The following is a 17,200-nucleotide window of genomic DNA, read 5'->3' as shown; positions in this document are numbered from 1 at the left end:
ATGGATAGAAGAAAATTTTTAAAACAATCATCATTAGCAAGCAGCTTGTTTTTTGTGCCTAGTTTTGTTAAGGCTTTTGAAGAGGTAGCCAGTAGTAAATTAGGCTATAAGCGTTTAGTAATTATACAATTATCTGGCGGAAATGACGGTTTAAACACCGTAGTTCCTTTTAGAAACGATTCCTACTACAAAGAGCGTCCAACTCTAGGACTAGGGCAAAACGATATTATAAAACTCAATGACGAAGTTGGTTTAAATACCAGCTTAGCTCCTTTAAAACGGCTTTATGATAAAGGCTATGTTTCCATTATAAATAATGTAGGCTACCCTAACCCAATCCGATCGCATTTCAGGTCTATGGATATTTGGCAAACCGCCTCAGACTCCAATCATTATTCCCAAAGCGGATGGATAGGCCGATATTTAGATGCTTACGGTAAAAACTCGCATAGTGCTATAGAGATAGACGACAGCCTATCTCTTGCTATGAAAGGCGAAAGCATAAACGCTATAGCCACAAAAGACCCTAAAATCATGTATAACCTATCTAAAGGGCCTTACCTCAAAAATATTAACAGACATCTAGTAGATAAGCATTTAAGTGAGCATAATTTGGGATATCTATATAAATCTATGATTGCAGCCGAGTCTTCAGCAAAATACATTTACGAAACTTCAAAAACGGTTACAAGCAAAAAGGAATATCCAAAGAATAAGTTTGGTAAACAAATGAAAACCACAGCACAATTTATTAACTCACATTTGTCTACTAAAGTATATTATACTTCTTTGGGTGGTTTTGATACGCATGTAAACCAAAAAGCTACTCAAAAACGCTTACTAAATATGTATGCGCAAAGTGTAGAGGCGTTCGTGGAAGATTTAAAAGCGAATAACACCTTTAAAGACACTTTAATATTAACATTTTCAGAGTTTGGGCGTCGCGTGAAACAGAATGCTAGTATTGGTACAGACCACGGTACAGCTAACAACGTTTTTATTATTGGGGAAAACCTAAAAAAACAAGGACTTTACAATAATATGGCTAACCTAGATGATTTGGATGAAAATGGCGATTTAAAATTCGAAATAGATTTTAGAACAATTTACGCCACCGTTTTAGATAAATGGCTTGAGGTTGATGATAAAAAAGTACTAAACAAATCGTTTAAGCAATTACACTTTATTTAATATAGCTGTTGCTGGCGTTTTACTCATCCATCTTTAAAAACCTGATAAAAAACTAATTGTTGTACTTAAAAGTTAATTTAAATTACGTTTCATTACAAAAAAGCGTTTTAATAAACTACTTGCTTCTTCTTCTAAAACTCCACCTTGCATGGTTGTTTTAGGGTGCAATTTGGTTTTTAAATTAATACAACCACGCTCCAAATCTCTGGCTCCATAAACAACCTTAGAAATCTGACTCCAATACAAAGCACCAGCACACATTTGGCAAGGTTCCAGCGTAACATAAAGCGTACACCCTTTTAAATACTTACCTCCTAAAAAGTTAGCAGCAGCGGTAATGGCTTGCATTTCAGCATGAGCTGTTACATCATTTAATTGTTCAGTTAAATTATGTCCTCTTGCTATAACCTTATTATCAATAACAATAACAGCACCTACAGGAACCTCTCCCTTTTCAAAAGCTATTTCAGCCTCATTTAAGGCTTTCCTCATAAAGTAAGTATCATCAAAAGGTTCTATCATAATTGCTAAAATACAAATTCATTCTTGTACTTTTGCCATGTGCAAAATTCTGTTTTAAATAACATAAATTCTCCAAAAGAGCTACGCCTTTTACACCAAAAAGACTTACCAGTACTTGCCCAAGAACTACGTGAGTTTATCATCAATATCGTCGCTACAAAAGAGGGGCATTTAGGAGCAAGTTTAGGTGTTGTAGAGCTTACCATTGCATTACACTATGTTTTTAACACTCCAAAAGATGTATTGTTATGGGATGTAGGGCATCAAGCCTATGGACATAAAATCTTAACTGGTAGAAAAAAAAAATTTCATACCAACAGACAATTAGGAGGCATTAGTGGTTTCCCAAAACGAAGTGAAAGCAAATATGACACTTTTGGAGTTGGACATTCCTCCACTTCTATTTCAGCAGCTTTGGGAATGGCAATTGCCTCAAAATTAAAAGGAGAAGACAAACATCATATCGCTGTAATAGGAGACGCTTCTATTGCCAGCGGCATGGCATTTGAAGGCTTAAATCATGCTGGAGTTACTGATGCCAATTTATTAGTTATTTTAAATGACAATGCTATTGGAATAGACCCAAGTGTGGGTGCTTTAAAGGAATATTTAACCAACGTAAAAAAAGGCACGCAAAAAAGAAATAATATTATTGAAGCCTTAAATTTTGATTATTCAGGACCAATTGACGGCCATGATTTAGATAAAATCATCTCTGAACTAAAACGTTTAAAAACCGTTAAAGGTCCTAAGTTATTACACATTATCACTACCAAAGGTAAAGGCTTAAAACAAGCGGAAGCAGATCAAGTAAAATACCACGCTCCTGGTAAGTTTGATGCTAAAACTGGTAATTTAGAAATCCAGCCTAACAAAAAACAGCCTCCTAAATATCAAGATGTTTTTGGACATACCATTGTTGAACTTGCCGAACAAAATAAAAAAATTATAGGGATAACCCCTGCAATGCCAACGGGAAGTTCTCTAAAATATATGATGGATAAAATTCCTGAAAGAGCATTTGATGTTGGCATAGCGGAACAACATGCTGTCACATTAGCTGCCGGTATGGCAACACAAGGATTAGTCCCTTTTTGCAATATATATTCCACCTTTTTACAGCGAGGCTATGATCAGATTATTCATGATGTGGCATTACAAAAACTACCCGTTATTTTTTGTTTAGATCGTGCCGGTTTGGTAGGGCAAGATGGGGCTACGCATCATGGTGTATTTGATTTAAGTTATTTAAGATGCATCCCTAACCTAATTATTTTTGCTCCCCGTGACGAAGTAGAACTACGAAACATTATGTATACTGCACAATTAGGTCTAGAACAACCAATAGCCATTCGCTATCCTCGTGGACGTGGAGTAACTTTAGATTGGAAACAGCCTTTTAGAAAACTAGAAATTGGTAAAGGAGAGCAATTAAAACAAGGCAAACACCTTGCTATTTTAAGTATTGGGGCTATTGCTAAAAACGTAACCAAAGCTATAATAGATTTAGACGTTTCTCATTATGACATGCGCTTTGTAAAACCTCTAGACGAAAATGTATTGCATACCATTTTTAAAAAATACAATACAATAGTTACTGTTGAAAACAATACTATTAAAGGAGGTTTTGGCTCTACTATTTTAGAATTTGCTACCGAACACAACTATAAAAACACCATTAAAGTCTTAGGTATTCCTGATACATTTATAGAACATGGTAGTATTGAACAATTAAAAGCTATAGTTGGTTTAGATATTGATACACTTAAAAATACCTTTAGCAATCTTCTGGAGCAATAAACCTGTTTTTAGATTTTAAATAAATCGTAACATTTTAATCTATGTACTCAGTTTCTAAAAAGTAGTTTACAATAGCTTCTTTCATTAAAACAGATTGTTCGCCTGCTTTTAAAAAAGGAAGTGCTTCAAGGGCTTTATAATGTGGCCAACCATCATCATCAACAAAATCAAGTTCGTAGTAACCATAAGGTGCTAAAAGCTTACAAATAGCAATATGCATTAAATCTAGCTTTTGATCCTTTTTAAAACTACGATTTAACTGTCCAAGTTCCTGTACACCTATAAGATAAATAATAGCATCCAAATCTAGAGTGTCTCCATCGGCAAATTGAGTGGATAACTTTTTAACCACTACCTCCCAGCGCTCTTTTAATTTCTCGTCTCTAGACATAATTTTAATTAGGTTACAAAGTTAGTAAACCTAAATATTAGTAGTATTCTAATTTTTGTTTAAATTTAGCCTATGGCAATTATAGATATCATTCTTGGAGCTCTTCTTTTATTTGGTATTATTCGTGGTTTAATGAAAGGGCTTTTTGTTGAAGTAGCATCTCTTGCTGCATTAGTTTTGGGTGTTTATGGGGCTATTCATTTTAGCAATTTTGCTGCAGACTTTTTAATAGAAAAAGTCTCATGGGATGAGAAATACATTAATATTGTTGCCTTTGCCATTACCTTCGTTATTATAGTATTAGCCATAGCTCTCGCTGGGAAAGCACTAACCAAGTTGGCAAATTTTGCTGCTTTGGGTATTATAAACAAAGTATTAGGTGCTGTGTTTGGAGGATTAAAAATAGGACTAATATTAAGCGTTGTACTTATTGTTTTTGATGGCCTAAACAAAACTATTCCTTTTGCGAGTAGTGAAGATTTAGAGAATTCCATTTTATACAATCCAGTAAAATCTTTGGCACCAACAATTTTTCCCAATATCCTAAATAAGGAAGATGATACCAGCAATGATGGTATAAATACATCTGTTTAACACCATTTACGTTATTCAACAGTTTTTTACTACTACAAAAATTCGGTTTGAATAACTACCCTAGTTAATTCATTTTCAATACTTAAACAACTAAATTACCGCCTGTATCCTTAGAAACCCATTAAATATTTGAGGTATTTTAATATTATATGTATAAAAAAAATTTATGTTTCTGATAAAAAGTTTAAATAAAAATATATGGATTAGTTAAAATACTTTTGCCTCAAATTAAAATAACTAACCGTATGAACATTGATGTACTAATTAGCAATTTAACTAATCCAGTATTACTTTTTTTTATTCTGGGAATACTCGCCACTTGCCTAAAGAGTGACTTAAAAATCCCAGAGAACTCATCAAAATTTATTTCTCTATATCTACTTTTTGCTATTGGGTTTAAAGGAGGACAAGAATTGTCGCATAGCGAATTCAATTCCGAAATTCTGTATTCCATAATTTTTGCCATATTGCTGTCCAGCATTGTACCTATCTATACGTTTTTCGCCCTGAAGAAAAAAGTAGGTGTCCCTAATGCTGGTGCTATTGCTGCAGCTTACGGATCTGTAAGTGCTGTTACTTTTGTTACCGCAGTTTCTTTTTTAGAAAATCAAGGTGTTTCTTTTGGAGGTCATATGGTAGCCATTATGGCGATTATGGAATCGCCTGCAATTATAGTTGGCGTAATTTTAATTATGCTTTATGACGCCAAAAAGCAAACGGATAAATCTATTGGATCGTTAGTAAAGCATTCCTTAACTGGTGGCAGCGTTTTAATGCTAGTAGGAAGTTTGGCAATAGGGCTTATAGCTGATGCAAACCAAGCAAGAGGTATAGAACCGTTTACTACAGATATTTTTAAAGGCTTTCTATCATTATTCCTTTTAGAAATGGGAATGGTAACTGCGAAACGAATTAAAGGGTTTAAAAAATACGGACTCTTTTTATTTGCTTTTGGTATTATAATACCACTTATTAATGGCCTTATTGTTGCATATTTAAGTGGCTTTATCACTGAAAGTTCTGGCAACAGATTATTGTTCGCCATTCTAGGGGCAGGCGCATCTTACATTGCGGTGCCTGCGACGATGAAACTAGCAGAACCCAGAGCCGATGCAGGTATTTATATTCCTATGGCCTTAGGTATAACATTTCCCTTCAATATTACTTTAGGTATGCCTATTTACTATGCTTTTATCCAAATGGTATAGTTGCTATAAATTATGAAAATGAAAAATTATATTAAAAAAAGCCACCTATCGGTGGCTTTCTACTTTGTAATAGTTTTCGTTTTATACTAAATCTCGGCAAAGTTACCGCCTTAGCTTATCCAGTTTAAAGAAATCTATATAACTTTCAGGGTTTTCTACAATACCCCGCTCTGATACTAACTTTATATCTATATTTCGTTCTTTAGCTTTAAGAGCAAAATCTTCAAGAATTTCAATAATATCGTTATCTAAATATCTTGTTTTGCTAACATCCAGTTCTAAAAACGAATTTGGAGGTATATTATCCAATTCCTTCAATATAGCTCCTTTGTTGAAAAACGTTACTTCTTCTGCAAGGGTCATCTTTATTTTACCGTCGTCAACATCCTCGCCTTCTTTATGCAAAAAGTGTGAATTTTGATAGCTTTTTACCATAATGATTAGGATTCCAACTACTAGACCTAGAAAGATACCCCAAAGTAAATCAATAAAAATAATACCTAATACTGTTACTATAAATGGCACCCATTGTTTCCAACCAAGGCTAAACATAGTCTTAAATGTAGATGGTTTTGCCAATTTAAACCCTACTATAAATAATACCGCTGCCAAAACAGATAACGGAATCATGTTTAATAATGTTGGGATAGCTATTACAGATATCAATAAAAAGAACCCATGAATAATAGCAGACATTTTAGATCGACCTCCCGATTGAATGTTAGCTGAACTCCTTACAATTACCTGAGTTATAGGTAAACCGCCAATCATACCTGAAACAATATTCCCTGTACCTTGCGCAAACAACTCTCTATTGGTTGGGGTTACGTTTTTATGAGGATCTAATTTATCTGTAGCCTCAACACAAAGTAAAGTCTCTAATGAAGCTACTAGAGCGATTGTAAAGCCCGTTAACCAAATTTCTGGTTTCGTAATAATCGAAAAATTTGGGAAGTTGAACTGACTTTTAAAACTATCAAAACTATCAGGAACAGGTACTTTTACAAGATGATTTTCCTCCAAATTTAAAGAACTGTCTTTGGTTAAAATATAATAAACAATACCAATTACAACTGCTACTAAAGGGCCTTGTATTAATTGAAATAGCCTGCCTTTTTTAGAAAGCACATTAGACCACAAGATCAAGATTCCCATTGCGATTAAAGCAATTACCGTAGCTCCAACACTAAAGTTACCACTTATTAAGGCGTTAATAGCATTTAACAATTCTGTTAAAGTATTTTTACCATCTACTTGAAGAAATGCAAAATCCCCTTGTGGGTTTTTATCCATTCCAAAGAAATAAGGTATTTCTTTTAAAATAATTATAATACCAATACCTGTTAACATCCCTTTTATTACAGAAGAAGGGAAGAAGTATCCAATAATACCTAATCTTAAAGCACCAAACAAAAGCTGAATAACTCCACCAATAACTACAGCTACTAAAAAGTTTTCATAGCCTAAAGACGTTATTGCTGCTAAAACTATGGCCGCTAAACCTGCCGCAGGTCCACTTACACCTATATTAGAACCACTTATGGCTCCTACAACAATACCACCAACAATACCTGCAATTAAACCCGAAAATAGTGGGGCTCCACTGGCTAAGGCTATTCCCAAACACAATGGTAGCGCAACAAAAAACACTACTATACTGGCAGGTATATCATTTTTTAAATATTTGAACATATACATAAAAGTTTAAAACCATAGCCTTAAAGGCATAGATTTTGTTTGTTAGAATAAAAATTAATTAGATGTTATAGAATACTGTAACTAACTTTGGAGGTGGAAAAAAAAGTTCTATATGAGGTTTTTTATAGGACTTTAGGTAGTAATACAAACTAAACGCTTTAACGTTTTTAACTTTAGTTTTTAAAGCGGATTTTATTTGAAAGGCAACAAATTCCTTATCTACATTTTTCTCTTGACTTTTATCCTTCTCTTCTTCGGATGTATTGTAAAATATGGATATATCTGCTGAATCATCTAAAACGCTGATAATGCTAGGCATCGCTATAATCAATAAAAATATTGATGATAAAATTATAACTAACCCGTTTTTAAGCATTTCTTTCTGTATTAATCAGAATTAAATATAAACATATTTTCTTAAGCTTTTAAAACTCTTTCAATATTTTTATATCCTCGGAAGAAATCCATCCTGTTTTACCATCAAGTAGTCTTATTTTTTTCCAATTTTTTACGGTATCTAGCACTTGTACTTTAGTACCCTCGTGGAGCCTAAAAGATTCTTCACTTCTTAAATTTGGCTCTGCTTTTACCTGGGACTCTTGGGCAAACACGATAGCTGGATTGTCTTTTTTATCTATTTCGTACTTATTAAAAGCCAATGCCAATGCTATACATAACGACACCAAACATACAATACTAGAAATAAATGCAATACGCTTTTTAGCTGATGCATACGAAAAATAATAAAGCAGTACCAAAATAACATATGCAAAGGCTAAAACCACCGTCATTTTAGCCCAATTATCAAAACTAAACGTGTTTGTTACATTTTTTATTAGCCTTGAAAATCCTACTTCTGGAACGTAGTCTATTGCATCAATAGTCATATTATTAGCGTAAGACAAATTGTTCTCTATGTCGTCATCCTCAGGTTTTAACAGTAATGCTTTTTCAAAATAGTAAATACTAGGTGCTACATTATTTAGCTTATAGTGGGCATTCCCTAGATTATAATACAATTCTGAAGAATGTCTCCCTGTCTCTAAAACAGCCATATACTTATCTATGGCCTCTGCATATTTACCTTCGTTATACAATGTGTTACCCTCCTGAAAAAGCGTGTTGTTTTGTGCTTCAAGTTTAGAAAAACATAGCAAAACGATTAACATGTATACCAGACCTTTCATTTTAACTTGCTTGTTTATCAATTAAAGAAATAGTTGTTGCTGCCTTTTGATAATCATCATGCATTGTAACGTTTGCTATTGGCGTGTAACGTGCTAATTCGCAGTTTTCAAAAATGGCAATAAAATCGTTCATAACATCTGTTGTAACGCCTCGTTCTACAAGTAAACTTTGTATCCTATCCTTGCTTAATTCACTAGTCTCTATATGTAGTTTTGCCTTAAGATAATTGTGTAATGCTTTTTCTAACGCTTCATAAAATGCTTCTTTTTTACCTAATTCCTTTTTCGCTCCTTTTAAGTATTTTCTAGCTAATTTATCTGCACGTCTAATTTTATTTCCTTCAATATCTGCATCACGAGTAGCTTTCTTTCTTCTAATTATGATAGCAAGTGGAATAGCTAAAAAAGGGCCTAGCAATAGACTCCAAAACAAATTGGTCTTGAAAAAATAGTCTTTTTGTTTAGGTATTAAATCTGTTTTAGTTTTTATAAAAGCAAATTGATTACTGGCTGTTTGTATTTGTTGTTTAACTACATTGTTCGTGTTGTTTGATGCTTTAGATGCATTGCTCACTGGGCCATCCAGTACATTTATTACAATTTCATCTGAAGATAGACGCTTGTAGCTTTCGGTTTTTAAATCAAAATATGAAAATGAAATGCTAGGAATTGGATATTTTCCTTTGTACTGAGGTACTACAGTGTAAGTATCTGAAATACTTCCTTGCATACCACGAGATGTTGTACTCACGTTCTCTTCATGTTCTGGCTCGTAAACTTCTAAAGAGCTTGGCAAATTCATTTTAGGTAATTTAAATAGCTTTAAATTACCTTTTCCTCTTACTTCAACCTTGGCTTGTAATGATTCGGTAGCATCCAATTCTGTTTTCGATGTGGTTACTTTGAAACTAAAATCCCCTACTGCTCCAGTAAAATCTGCAGGCTTACCTTGTTGTGGTAATGGTTTTACGTTAATAGTTCTATTACCAGCTGAAACTGTTCTATTTACCCTGCTCATTAAACGACTCCCAAAAATATCACGTCTATTTGTTGGTACTTGTACAGCGACATTTAACGTTAACGGTTCTATATTAAGCTTCCCTGTACGTTGGGGATACAGTACTGTTTTTCGTAAGATTAAATAACGGTAATCTTCGCCTTTATACGTGCCATTTTGTACGCGTTGCCCTTGTGTATCTATGTTCTGGCTCCAAAAATCATCGTATCTGGGAATATCTATCTCTTTCCAATTGTCTACACCCGTAGTAGGTGCTACATATAATTTGTATACTACGGTTATAGCCTCGTTTAAATATGGATTAGAGTTAGAAACCTCAGCAACTAAATGGATATTGTTTGAGGCGATATAGCTGGGGTCGTTAGGGTTTTTTGGTTTATCAATCGCTGCAGTAATTTCTACTTTAATAGGTGTTGTTTTGTAGATTTCCCCCTCAATCTCTATTGTGGCCTGACCTATATTAAATGTACCTCGTTGTTTGGGCGCTAAAAAATAACTGTATGTTTTTTTATAAGTACGAACACCATTTATCCATGAATTGCTTACCGATTGATTTGGTCCTCCAATAACCGTAAATCCATTAAAACTAGGCGGGTTAAAATTATCCCCGTCTTTATTCATTTGAAAATCTACCCGTAAGCGCTCATTGATACCAAGTTTCTTTTTACTAACCTTAGCTTCAAATTTAACTTGAGCTACTATAAAACTTGAAACTAGCAGTAATAAAACTAATGATATGTGTTTTTTATACTTCATAATCATAATTACGTTTTCAGATTTACGATTTACAGGCTTACTTAAATCTACAATCGTAATTCATGATTCGTAATTCTTTTACCAATCTTTTTCTGTCTTGATTTTGATTCCTTTTTGCTTTTCGGCATTCATTTTTTCCTGAACTTTTTGTTCTTGGTTGTTCATAGCCTCTAGCAAACTTTTAATTTGTTGTGGAGATAGTTGTCCTGGCTTAGGCTGGGGTTTTTGCTTATCTTCTTTTTCTTTATCTCCCTTTTTATTTTCATCTTTTTTATCCTCAGGTTTTTTATCGTCTTTCTTATCTTCTTCGTCTTTTCCTTCTTCTTTTTTATCTTCTTTTTCGTCTCCCTCTTTATCTTCCTGATCTTCTTGGTTCTTATCGTCTTTGTTTTCTTTTTCCTCGTCCTTTTTATCCTCGCTATTATCTTTATCCTCTTTATTTTCGTCGTCTTTATTTTCTTCTTCTTGTTGCTTTGCACATTCTTTGGCCAAAGCTAAATTATAGCGTGTTTCATCGTCTAGAGGATTATTTCTCAACGCATCTTTGTATGCTTCAACAGCTTCTTTACACTTTTTATTTTGCATAAGTACATTACCCATATTGTGAAATGCCTTATGTTTTGCTTCTTTTGAAGTGGCTAGCTTAGCTGTTTGTTGATGACGGTATAAGGCTTCTTCAAAGTTGCCTTTTTCATAATAGGAATTCCCTAAATTATACAAACCTGCTATATTATCTGATTGTTTAGATAATGCTTTTCTATAGGCCATCTCAGCGGCAATAAAATCTTCACTTACTAATTCATTAGCTTCATAAACATAATTATTAGCTGTTTTCTCTGCCAATAGGCGTGCTTTATCTTCTTGCGAAAATCCAACAAAGGAAATGCATATTACGATAAATAGGATTAGCTTTTTCATAATTACTATTTTACTTGCTCTTTCTAAATTATAAAACCCTGTTTTTTATGGCGTTAAAAAAATTATAAATTCTCATTGAACAGATTTAGTTTTTTCAACCATGCTGTTTTTCGTTCCAACAAAAATATATCCAGTAATAAAAAGAATATACCGAAACCTAAAAACCATTGAAATTGATCTTTAAAATCCGCAAACTGTTTGGCCTCAAATTCGGTTTTATCCATTTTATTTAAAATTTCCCTTATACTTTCTACTACATCGTTTGTGATTTTTCCATTAATATACGCCCCATCTGCTTCTGAGGCTATACCTTTTAATGTGTCTTCATTTAACTTTGTAATAACCGTCTCTCCTTGACTATCTTTTTTATAACTTACTACAACACCATTTCTTTTTAACGGTATTGGTCCTCCTTTTACATCGCCAACCCCGATAGTGAAAATGCGAATACCTTCTTCATTGGCTTCCTCCGCTATATCAACTGCTGCTTCACTATGATCTTCTCCATCTGAGATAATAATCAACACTCTATTTGTTTGCTCTTCATCATCAAAATAGGTAGTAGCTAATTTTATAGCCTCGTTTATTGCTGTACCTTGAGACGACAGCATATCTGTATTCATGTTGTTTAGAAACATTTTTGCCGAGGCATAATCTGTAGTAATAGGTAATTGTGGAAATGCTTTTCCTGCGTAGGCAATAATACCAACACGGTCGCTAGCTAAATTATTAATGATTTGCGTTACCAATTGTTTTGCCTTTTCTAATCGGTTAGGTGCAATATCCTCGGCTAACATACTTTTAGAGACGTCAACAGCAAATACTATATCTACCCCTTCGCGCTTTACGGTTTCTAACTTTGTACCAATTTTAGGATTTACCATGGCTATGGTTAAACACAAAAACGCTAGACATAAAAAAATAATTTTTAATACTGACTTAAAAACAGATGTATCTGGACTTAACCTTTTTAATAGATCTTTATCTGCAAATTGCTTTTGTGTTCTATGTTTCCAGAATTGAAGCACCAAAAAGAGCAGGACAACTACTGGAATTATCCCTAACGCCCAAAACCATATTTTTTCATCTAATTGATACATCTCTAAGTATTCGGTTTACAGTAGTAGCAAACAGTCTACTACAAATCATCAAAACAGTATTAAATAAAACTTCTAAAAACAGTAAATCTTAGAAGCAATTCTAAGAGCAAAAGCAATCCAGCTAATAATACTAGCGGACGGTATTTTTCTTCGTAATTATAAAACTTAAACTCTTCAATTTCTGTTTTCTCTAGTTTGTTTATCTCCTTATATATTTCTTCTAACTTCTTATTGTTCGTAGCTCTAAAGTACTTACCTCCTGTGGCTTCTGCAATTTCTTCTAATAATGCTTCATCTATTTCAACTTGAATTCTGCCATACTGAAAACGCCCTGTTCTGGAATCGATTGCTACTGGCGATAATGCCATACCATTTGTTCCTAAACCAATCGTATACGTTTTAATGCCATACTCTACTGCTAGCTCACTTGCTGTTCGAGGATCGATAAACCCTGTATTGTTTACACCATCGGTCAGTAAAATAATAACTTTACTTTGCGCCTTACTATCCTTTAATCGATTAACTGAAGTTGCTAAACCCATACCTATGGCAGTACCTCCTTCTATAATGGTATTGTATTTGATACTTTTTAATGAACGTAACACAATGGCCTTATCACTTGTAATTGGTGTTTTTGTATAGCTCTCCCCTGCATATTCTACCAATCCTATACGATCATTGGGACGTCCTTTAATAAACTCTGAGGCTACTTCCTTTAAAGCCTCTAGTCTATTTGGCTTTAAATCTTTTGCTAACATACTGGCAGAGACATCTATGGCCATAACAATATCTATACCTTGTGTGGTTTTGGTTTTACTGGATACATCAACAGTTTGGGGTCGTGCCAATGCTATAATTAACAATGCTAATGCTATTAAACGTAATACAAAAAGAATGTGCCTTAACTTTGGCAACCAAGAATTAGTGATTTTAAATCCTTTTAAACTTGATATTTTTAATTCTGCAGTTTGCTTTTTATTTTTAAAAATATACCAGACAATGGCTACTGGTATTAGCAACAACAACCAAAACAATTCTTTATTTAAAAACTGTATCCCTTCTAGCATTATTCTTCCTCTGGTTTAAGTTCTACAGAATTTAAAATACGTTCTTCAATCTTGTCAGCATAGGCATCTGTTTCTTCTGTGGTAATAACGATTTGTTGAAAAACGTTATCGGCATTAAATAACAAAATAGTATACTCTCCTTTTTGCTTCTTCCCTTCGACTAAAGTTGGAAAATCTCCTGTACCATGAATTTTTAAGCCTTCAGCTCCATTTGGAGTACTAAATTTATCCTTTTTAACTAGCATGTTTTCTATACCTTGCTGTTCTATCATTTTTATACTCTGCTCAGCAATTTGCTCTAGTTCAATTTTATTCTTACCCAAATTTTTAATCTTGGTTGTGATAACATAAACATGAAATCCTTCTAGAATACTACCATAACCAAACATTGTCATGTCTACCTGTTGCTTGGCTTCTTCAGGAACTGGCGCAGGCATTCGTTTTAATACTTTTGGTGTAGAAATGGTTACTGGAGGTACACCATATTGACTTGTTACCCATTCGCCTTCCAATAATTCTTTACTTTCATGACCTATAATGGTATCCTTTACATAGTCAAACCCATACTTTAGAGAAAAACCTGTGAATGTGGCCAATAATAAAAACACACTAATACCAACTGTTATCCAAACTTTTTTACGCTTCTTTTTGCGCTCTTGTTCTTCTCTATACTTTTCGTCCAAAAGCTTTTCTTCTTCAGTAGGTTCAGGCAATACTTCTTTTACATGATCTATTTCAGCATCAATCGTATTTCTATCTAATTCTGCTAATGCCACATCTGGTGCAGATTTAGCAAACTTTACTAAATCTGCTCGCCTTAAAATACTTTCCAGATTCTTTATGGTTTCTGGACTTAAATCTATTTGATTACCATCTTTTAACAGTCGTAATCTATAAATCAATTCATCTGTTGTACTTTCCAGAGCATGATCGTATACCTTTTCATCTAAATACTTTCTGATGATTAATGTTAATTCAGAATAGTATTCTTTTATTTCTTGATGTTCTAAATAATGGCTTTCATCTAACTTTTGTAATGCCAATTTAGCACGATCATATGGTGGGAGCAAGGCAATCTTTTCTTCTTCTGTTAAAGGCTTTTGCCTCCAAATAAACCACCAAAGTACTGTTGCTACCAGACCTATTATTAAAAGTGTAACTAAGAGATATTTCCACCAATTGCCTCCTTTTTTCTTTACTTCAATGATAGGTTTTATACCATATAAGCCTTGTTTTGTGGTATCTACAACAATATTATTTACCTCAACTTTAAGCGAATCTGTAAAAACTATTTTTTGACCTATGATTATTTTTTGACGTGGTATCGTGTAAGCCCCAGAATCAAATTGTGTTAAACCATATTTTTTTATCAGGTTAAACTTATCAGCATTCTTAATAGTATCTATGGGATACGATTCTATCATTTCAAGTGGCGCAAACGTCTGTCCCTCTGGGAATACAACAAGATTGGTGGTATCGGTTTCAACTTGAATCTTATAGGTTGCTTGGGATCCTATTTTTATGGCAGTAGAATCGATTGAAGATGACACTTGTGAGAAACTGGAAAAAGACAGAAAACAGAAAACCAAAGAAAAGACGACCGAAAACGGAAGACCGAAGACAGTGTGTTTTGCTTGTTTAAATTGTAATTTGTTAATCATAAATCGTTAGTCCTTTACCCTCTTCGTTTAAAATAGCCTAATAGTTTTTTTACATAGCTTTCATCCACACGACAATCTATAGTTCCCGCTCCAGATCGTGAAAAAGTTTCTTTATAATAGTTCACTTTATCTCTATAAAACCTAGCATAATTTTGTCGCACTTTTTTAGATGTTGTATTTACCAACATTAACTCGCCTGTTTCCTCATCTTGCATTTGTACGACTCCCAGGTTTGGAATCTCTTCTTCATGTTTATCATAAATACGGATACCTGTTACATCATGCTTACCTGATACTATTTTCATAGTACGTTCGTAATCATCTGCAATAAAATCTGAAAGCACAAACACAATGGCTTTTTTCTTCATTACGTTGGTTAAGAACTTTAATGCTTCAGAGATATTTGTCTGTTTACTTTCAGGCTCAAATTCTATCAATTCTCTTATGATACGGAGTACATGTGAACGCCCCTTTTTTGGTGGGATAAACAACTCTATTTGGTCTGAAAATAAAATCAAACCTATTTTATCGTTATTCTGCGTAGCTGAAAAAGCTAGTGTTGCTGCAATTTCAGTAACTATTTCATTTTTAAATTGTTGCGCTGTACCAAATAATTCAGAGCCCGAAATATCTACCATCAGCATCATGGTAAGCTCGCGTTCTTCTTCAAACACTTTTACAAATGGCTCATTGTAACGCGCTGTAACATTCCAGTCTATGCTCCTTACATCATCTCCAAATTGATACTGACGAACTTCACTAAACGTCATACCACGTCCTTTGAAGGTAGAATGGTATTCTCCTCCAAAAATATGATCAGACAAACGCCGTGTCTTGATCTCTATTTTACGTACTTTTTTTAGTAATTCTTTAGTATCCATCTTTTCAGTATGCAGTGTTCAGTATGCAGTTAGCTGTCCTAAATTAGCATTCAGTATAAGTTTTCAGTGGATTGAGTACTGAAGACTGAGACTGAATACTGCCGACTATTTATGGTACTTCTATCTCGTTTACAATTTTGTTGATGATATCCTCTGAGGTAATATTTTCAGCTTCAGCTTCATAGGTAATTCCTATTCTATGACGTAAAACATCATGCACTACAGCACGAACATCCTCAGGAATTACATAACCTCTGCGCTTGATAAAGGCATAACATTTTGCCGCAGTTGCTAAATTGATACTTCCACGAGGAGAAGCTCCGAAAGATATTAATGGTTTTAAATCGGTAAGTCTATATTTTTCAGGATAACGGGTGGCGAATATGATATCTAAAATGTATTTCTCAATTTTCTCATCCATATACACCTCTCTTACAACATCTTGAGCCGTTAAAATTTGCTTTAAGGACACTACAGGATTTACCTTTTCGAAAGCACCCTTTAAATTGGCACGAATAATCATTTGCTCTTCGTCCAATTTAGGATAATCAATCACAGTTTTCAGCATAAAACGGTCAACTTGTGCTTCCGGTAGTGGATAAGTTCCTTCTTGCTCTACTGGATTTTGTGTTGCCATTACCAAAAACGGTTTATCTAATGCAAAAGTTTCATCCCCAATAGTAACTTGCTTTTCCTGCATGGCTTCTAGCAAGGCTGATTGTACTTTCGCTGGCGCACGGTTTATCTCATCAGCTAGTACAAAATTGGCAAAAATAGGTCCCTTTTTAATGGAGAAATCGTTCTCCTTCATATTATAAATTAGAGTACCTGTAACATCAGCCGGTAATAAATCTGGTGTGAACTGTATTCTACTAAAACTACCATCCACAGCTTGAGAAAGGGTATTAATAGCCAAAGTCTTTGCCAATCCTGGCACACCTTCTAATAAAATATGACCGCGACCTAAAAGCCCTATAAGCAAACGTTCTACCATGTGCTTTTGCCCAACGATAACTTTATTCATTTCTAAAGTCAGCAAGTCAACAAATGCACTTTCCTTTTCTATCTTCTCGTTAATAGACTTAATATCAATTGTACTCGTTTCTTCCATCATTTTTAAGTTTTAAACTCTACTTCTATGCTATTTTTTAGCGGAATGCAAATTGTTAAAATTTTTATTTTAATTCTGTTAAAAATAGGTTAAAAAA

Annotated in this window: 16 protein-coding genes; 4 read left to right on the top strand and 12 right to left on the bottom strand. The window is 33.9% G+C overall.

Translation table 11 applies throughout. The features are described from left to right. Positions 1-1,191 (top strand): DUF1501 domain-containing protein, encoded by a 1,191-nt coding sequence (locus tag JS605_RS09480; RefSeq protein ID WP_203257481.1) that lies wholly within the window; start codon positions 1-3, stop codon positions 1,189-1,191. Between the two features lie 72 nt (positions 1,192-1,263). On the opposite strand, the gene JS605_RS09475 is transcribed toward JS605_RS09480, so the two are convergent. Further along, entirely contained in the window at positions 1,264-1,713 is a 450-nt protein-coding gene (locus JS605_RS09475; protein WP_203257480.1) for a nucleoside deaminase, read from the bottom strand. 39 nt (positions 1,714-1,752) lie between these two features. Here JS605_RS09475 and dxs point away from each other — a divergent pair, with 39 nt between their 5' ends. Next, entirely contained in the window at positions 1,753-3,513 is a 1,761-nt protein-coding gene (dxs, locus tag JS605_RS09470; RefSeq protein WP_203257479.1) for a 1-deoxy-D-xylulose-5-phosphate synthase, read from the top strand. Between the two features lie 34 nt (positions 3,514-3,547). On the opposite strand, the gene JS605_RS09465 is transcribed toward dxs, so the two are convergent. Further along, on the bottom strand, positions 3,548-3,904 hold the full coding sequence (locus JS605_RS09465) for a hypothetical protein (RefSeq protein WP_203257478.1): 357 nt from the start codon (positions 3,902-3,904) through the stop codon (positions 3,548-3,550). Between the two features lie 72 nt (positions 3,905-3,976). Here JS605_RS09465 and JS605_RS09460 point away from each other — a divergent pair, with 72 nt between their 5' ends. Both JS605_RS09460 and JS605_RS09455 read left to right on the top strand, forming a co-directional pair. Beyond that, positions 3,977-4,498, top strand: coding sequence for a CvpA family protein (locus tag JS605_RS09460; protein ID WP_203257477.1), 522 nt, complete (start codon positions 3,977-3,979; stop codon positions 4,496-4,498). A 245-nt stretch (positions 4,499-4,743) separates the two neighbouring features. Next, complete coding sequence (locus tag JS605_RS09455) at positions 4,744-5,706, top strand: sodium-dependent bicarbonate transport family permease (protein WP_203257476.1); 963 nt, start codon at positions 4,744-4,746, stop codon at positions 5,704-5,706. A 102-nt stretch (positions 5,707-5,808) separates the two neighbouring features. On the opposite strand, the gene JS605_RS09450 is transcribed toward JS605_RS09455, so the two are convergent. The 10 genes from JS605_RS09450 to JS605_RS09405 form a co-directional block, all read right to left on the bottom strand. Further along, entirely contained in the window at positions 5,809-7,398 is a 1,590-nt protein-coding gene (locus tag JS605_RS09450; protein ID WP_203257475.1) for a SulP family inorganic anion transporter, read from the bottom strand. A gap of 64 nt (positions 7,399-7,462) precedes the next feature. Then, positions 7,463-7,723 (bottom strand): hypothetical protein, encoded by a 261-nt coding sequence (locus tag JS605_RS09445; RefSeq protein WP_203257474.1) that lies wholly within the window; start codon positions 7,721-7,723, stop codon positions 7,463-7,465. Between the two features lie 106 nt (positions 7,724-7,829). After that, entirely contained in the window at positions 7,830-8,591 is a 762-nt protein-coding gene (locus tag JS605_RS09440; RefSeq protein WP_203257473.1) for a tetratricopeptide repeat protein, read from the bottom strand. Between the two features lies 1 nt (position 8,592). Beyond that, positions 8,593-10,365: a BatD family protein gene (locus JS605_RS09435; protein WP_203257472.1), complete on the bottom strand. Its 1,773-nt coding sequence runs from the start codon at positions 10,363-10,365 to the stop codon at positions 8,593-8,595. A 78-nt stretch (positions 10,366-10,443) separates the two neighbouring features. Next, a complete protein-coding gene (locus tag JS605_RS09430) occupies positions 10,444-11,283 on the bottom strand; it encodes a tetratricopeptide repeat protein (protein ID WP_203257471.1) in 840 nt (279 codons plus the stop codon). A gap of 62 nt (positions 11,284-11,345) precedes the next feature. Further along, the gene (locus tag JS605_RS09425; RefSeq protein ID WP_203257470.1) at positions 11,346-12,383 is read right to left on the bottom strand and encodes a VWA domain-containing protein; all 1,038 of its coding nucleotides are present in this window, start codon (positions 12,381-12,383) and stop codon (positions 11,346-11,348) included. 59 nt (positions 12,384-12,442) lie between these two features. Next, positions 12,443-13,450: a vWA domain-containing protein gene (locus tag JS605_RS09420; protein WP_203257469.1), complete on the bottom strand. Its 1,008-nt coding sequence runs from the start codon at positions 13,448-13,450 to the stop codon at positions 12,443-12,445. Further along, entirely contained in the window at positions 13,450-15,000 is a 1,551-nt protein-coding gene (locus JS605_RS09415; RefSeq protein WP_317194145.1) for a hypothetical protein, read from the bottom strand. Before JS605_RS09415 ends, JS605_RS09420 begins: the two co-directional genes overlap by 1 nt. 125 nt (positions 15,001-15,125) lie before the next feature. Further along, positions 15,126-15,992 (bottom strand): DUF58 domain-containing protein, encoded by an 867-nt coding sequence (locus tag JS605_RS09410; RefSeq protein WP_203257467.1) that lies wholly within the window; start codon positions 15,990-15,992, stop codon positions 15,126-15,128. 109 nt (positions 15,993-16,101) lie between these two features. Further along, positions 16,102-17,103 carry an AAA family ATPase gene (locus tag JS605_RS09405; protein ID WP_203257813.1) on the bottom strand — a complete coding sequence of 334 codons (1,002 nt, stop codon included), beginning with the start codon at positions 17,101-17,103 and terminating at the stop codon, positions 16,102-16,104. Between the last annotated feature and the right edge of the window lie 97 nt (positions 17,104-17,200).

This window comes from Hyunsoonleella ulvae, from assembly GCF_016827605.1.
In the GTDB taxonomy this organism is placed as follows: Bacteria; Bacteroidota; Bacteroidia; order Flavobacteriales; family Flavobacteriaceae; genus Jejuia; species Jejuia ulvae.
This window is presented reverse-complemented; position numbering and strand designations above follow the sequence as displayed.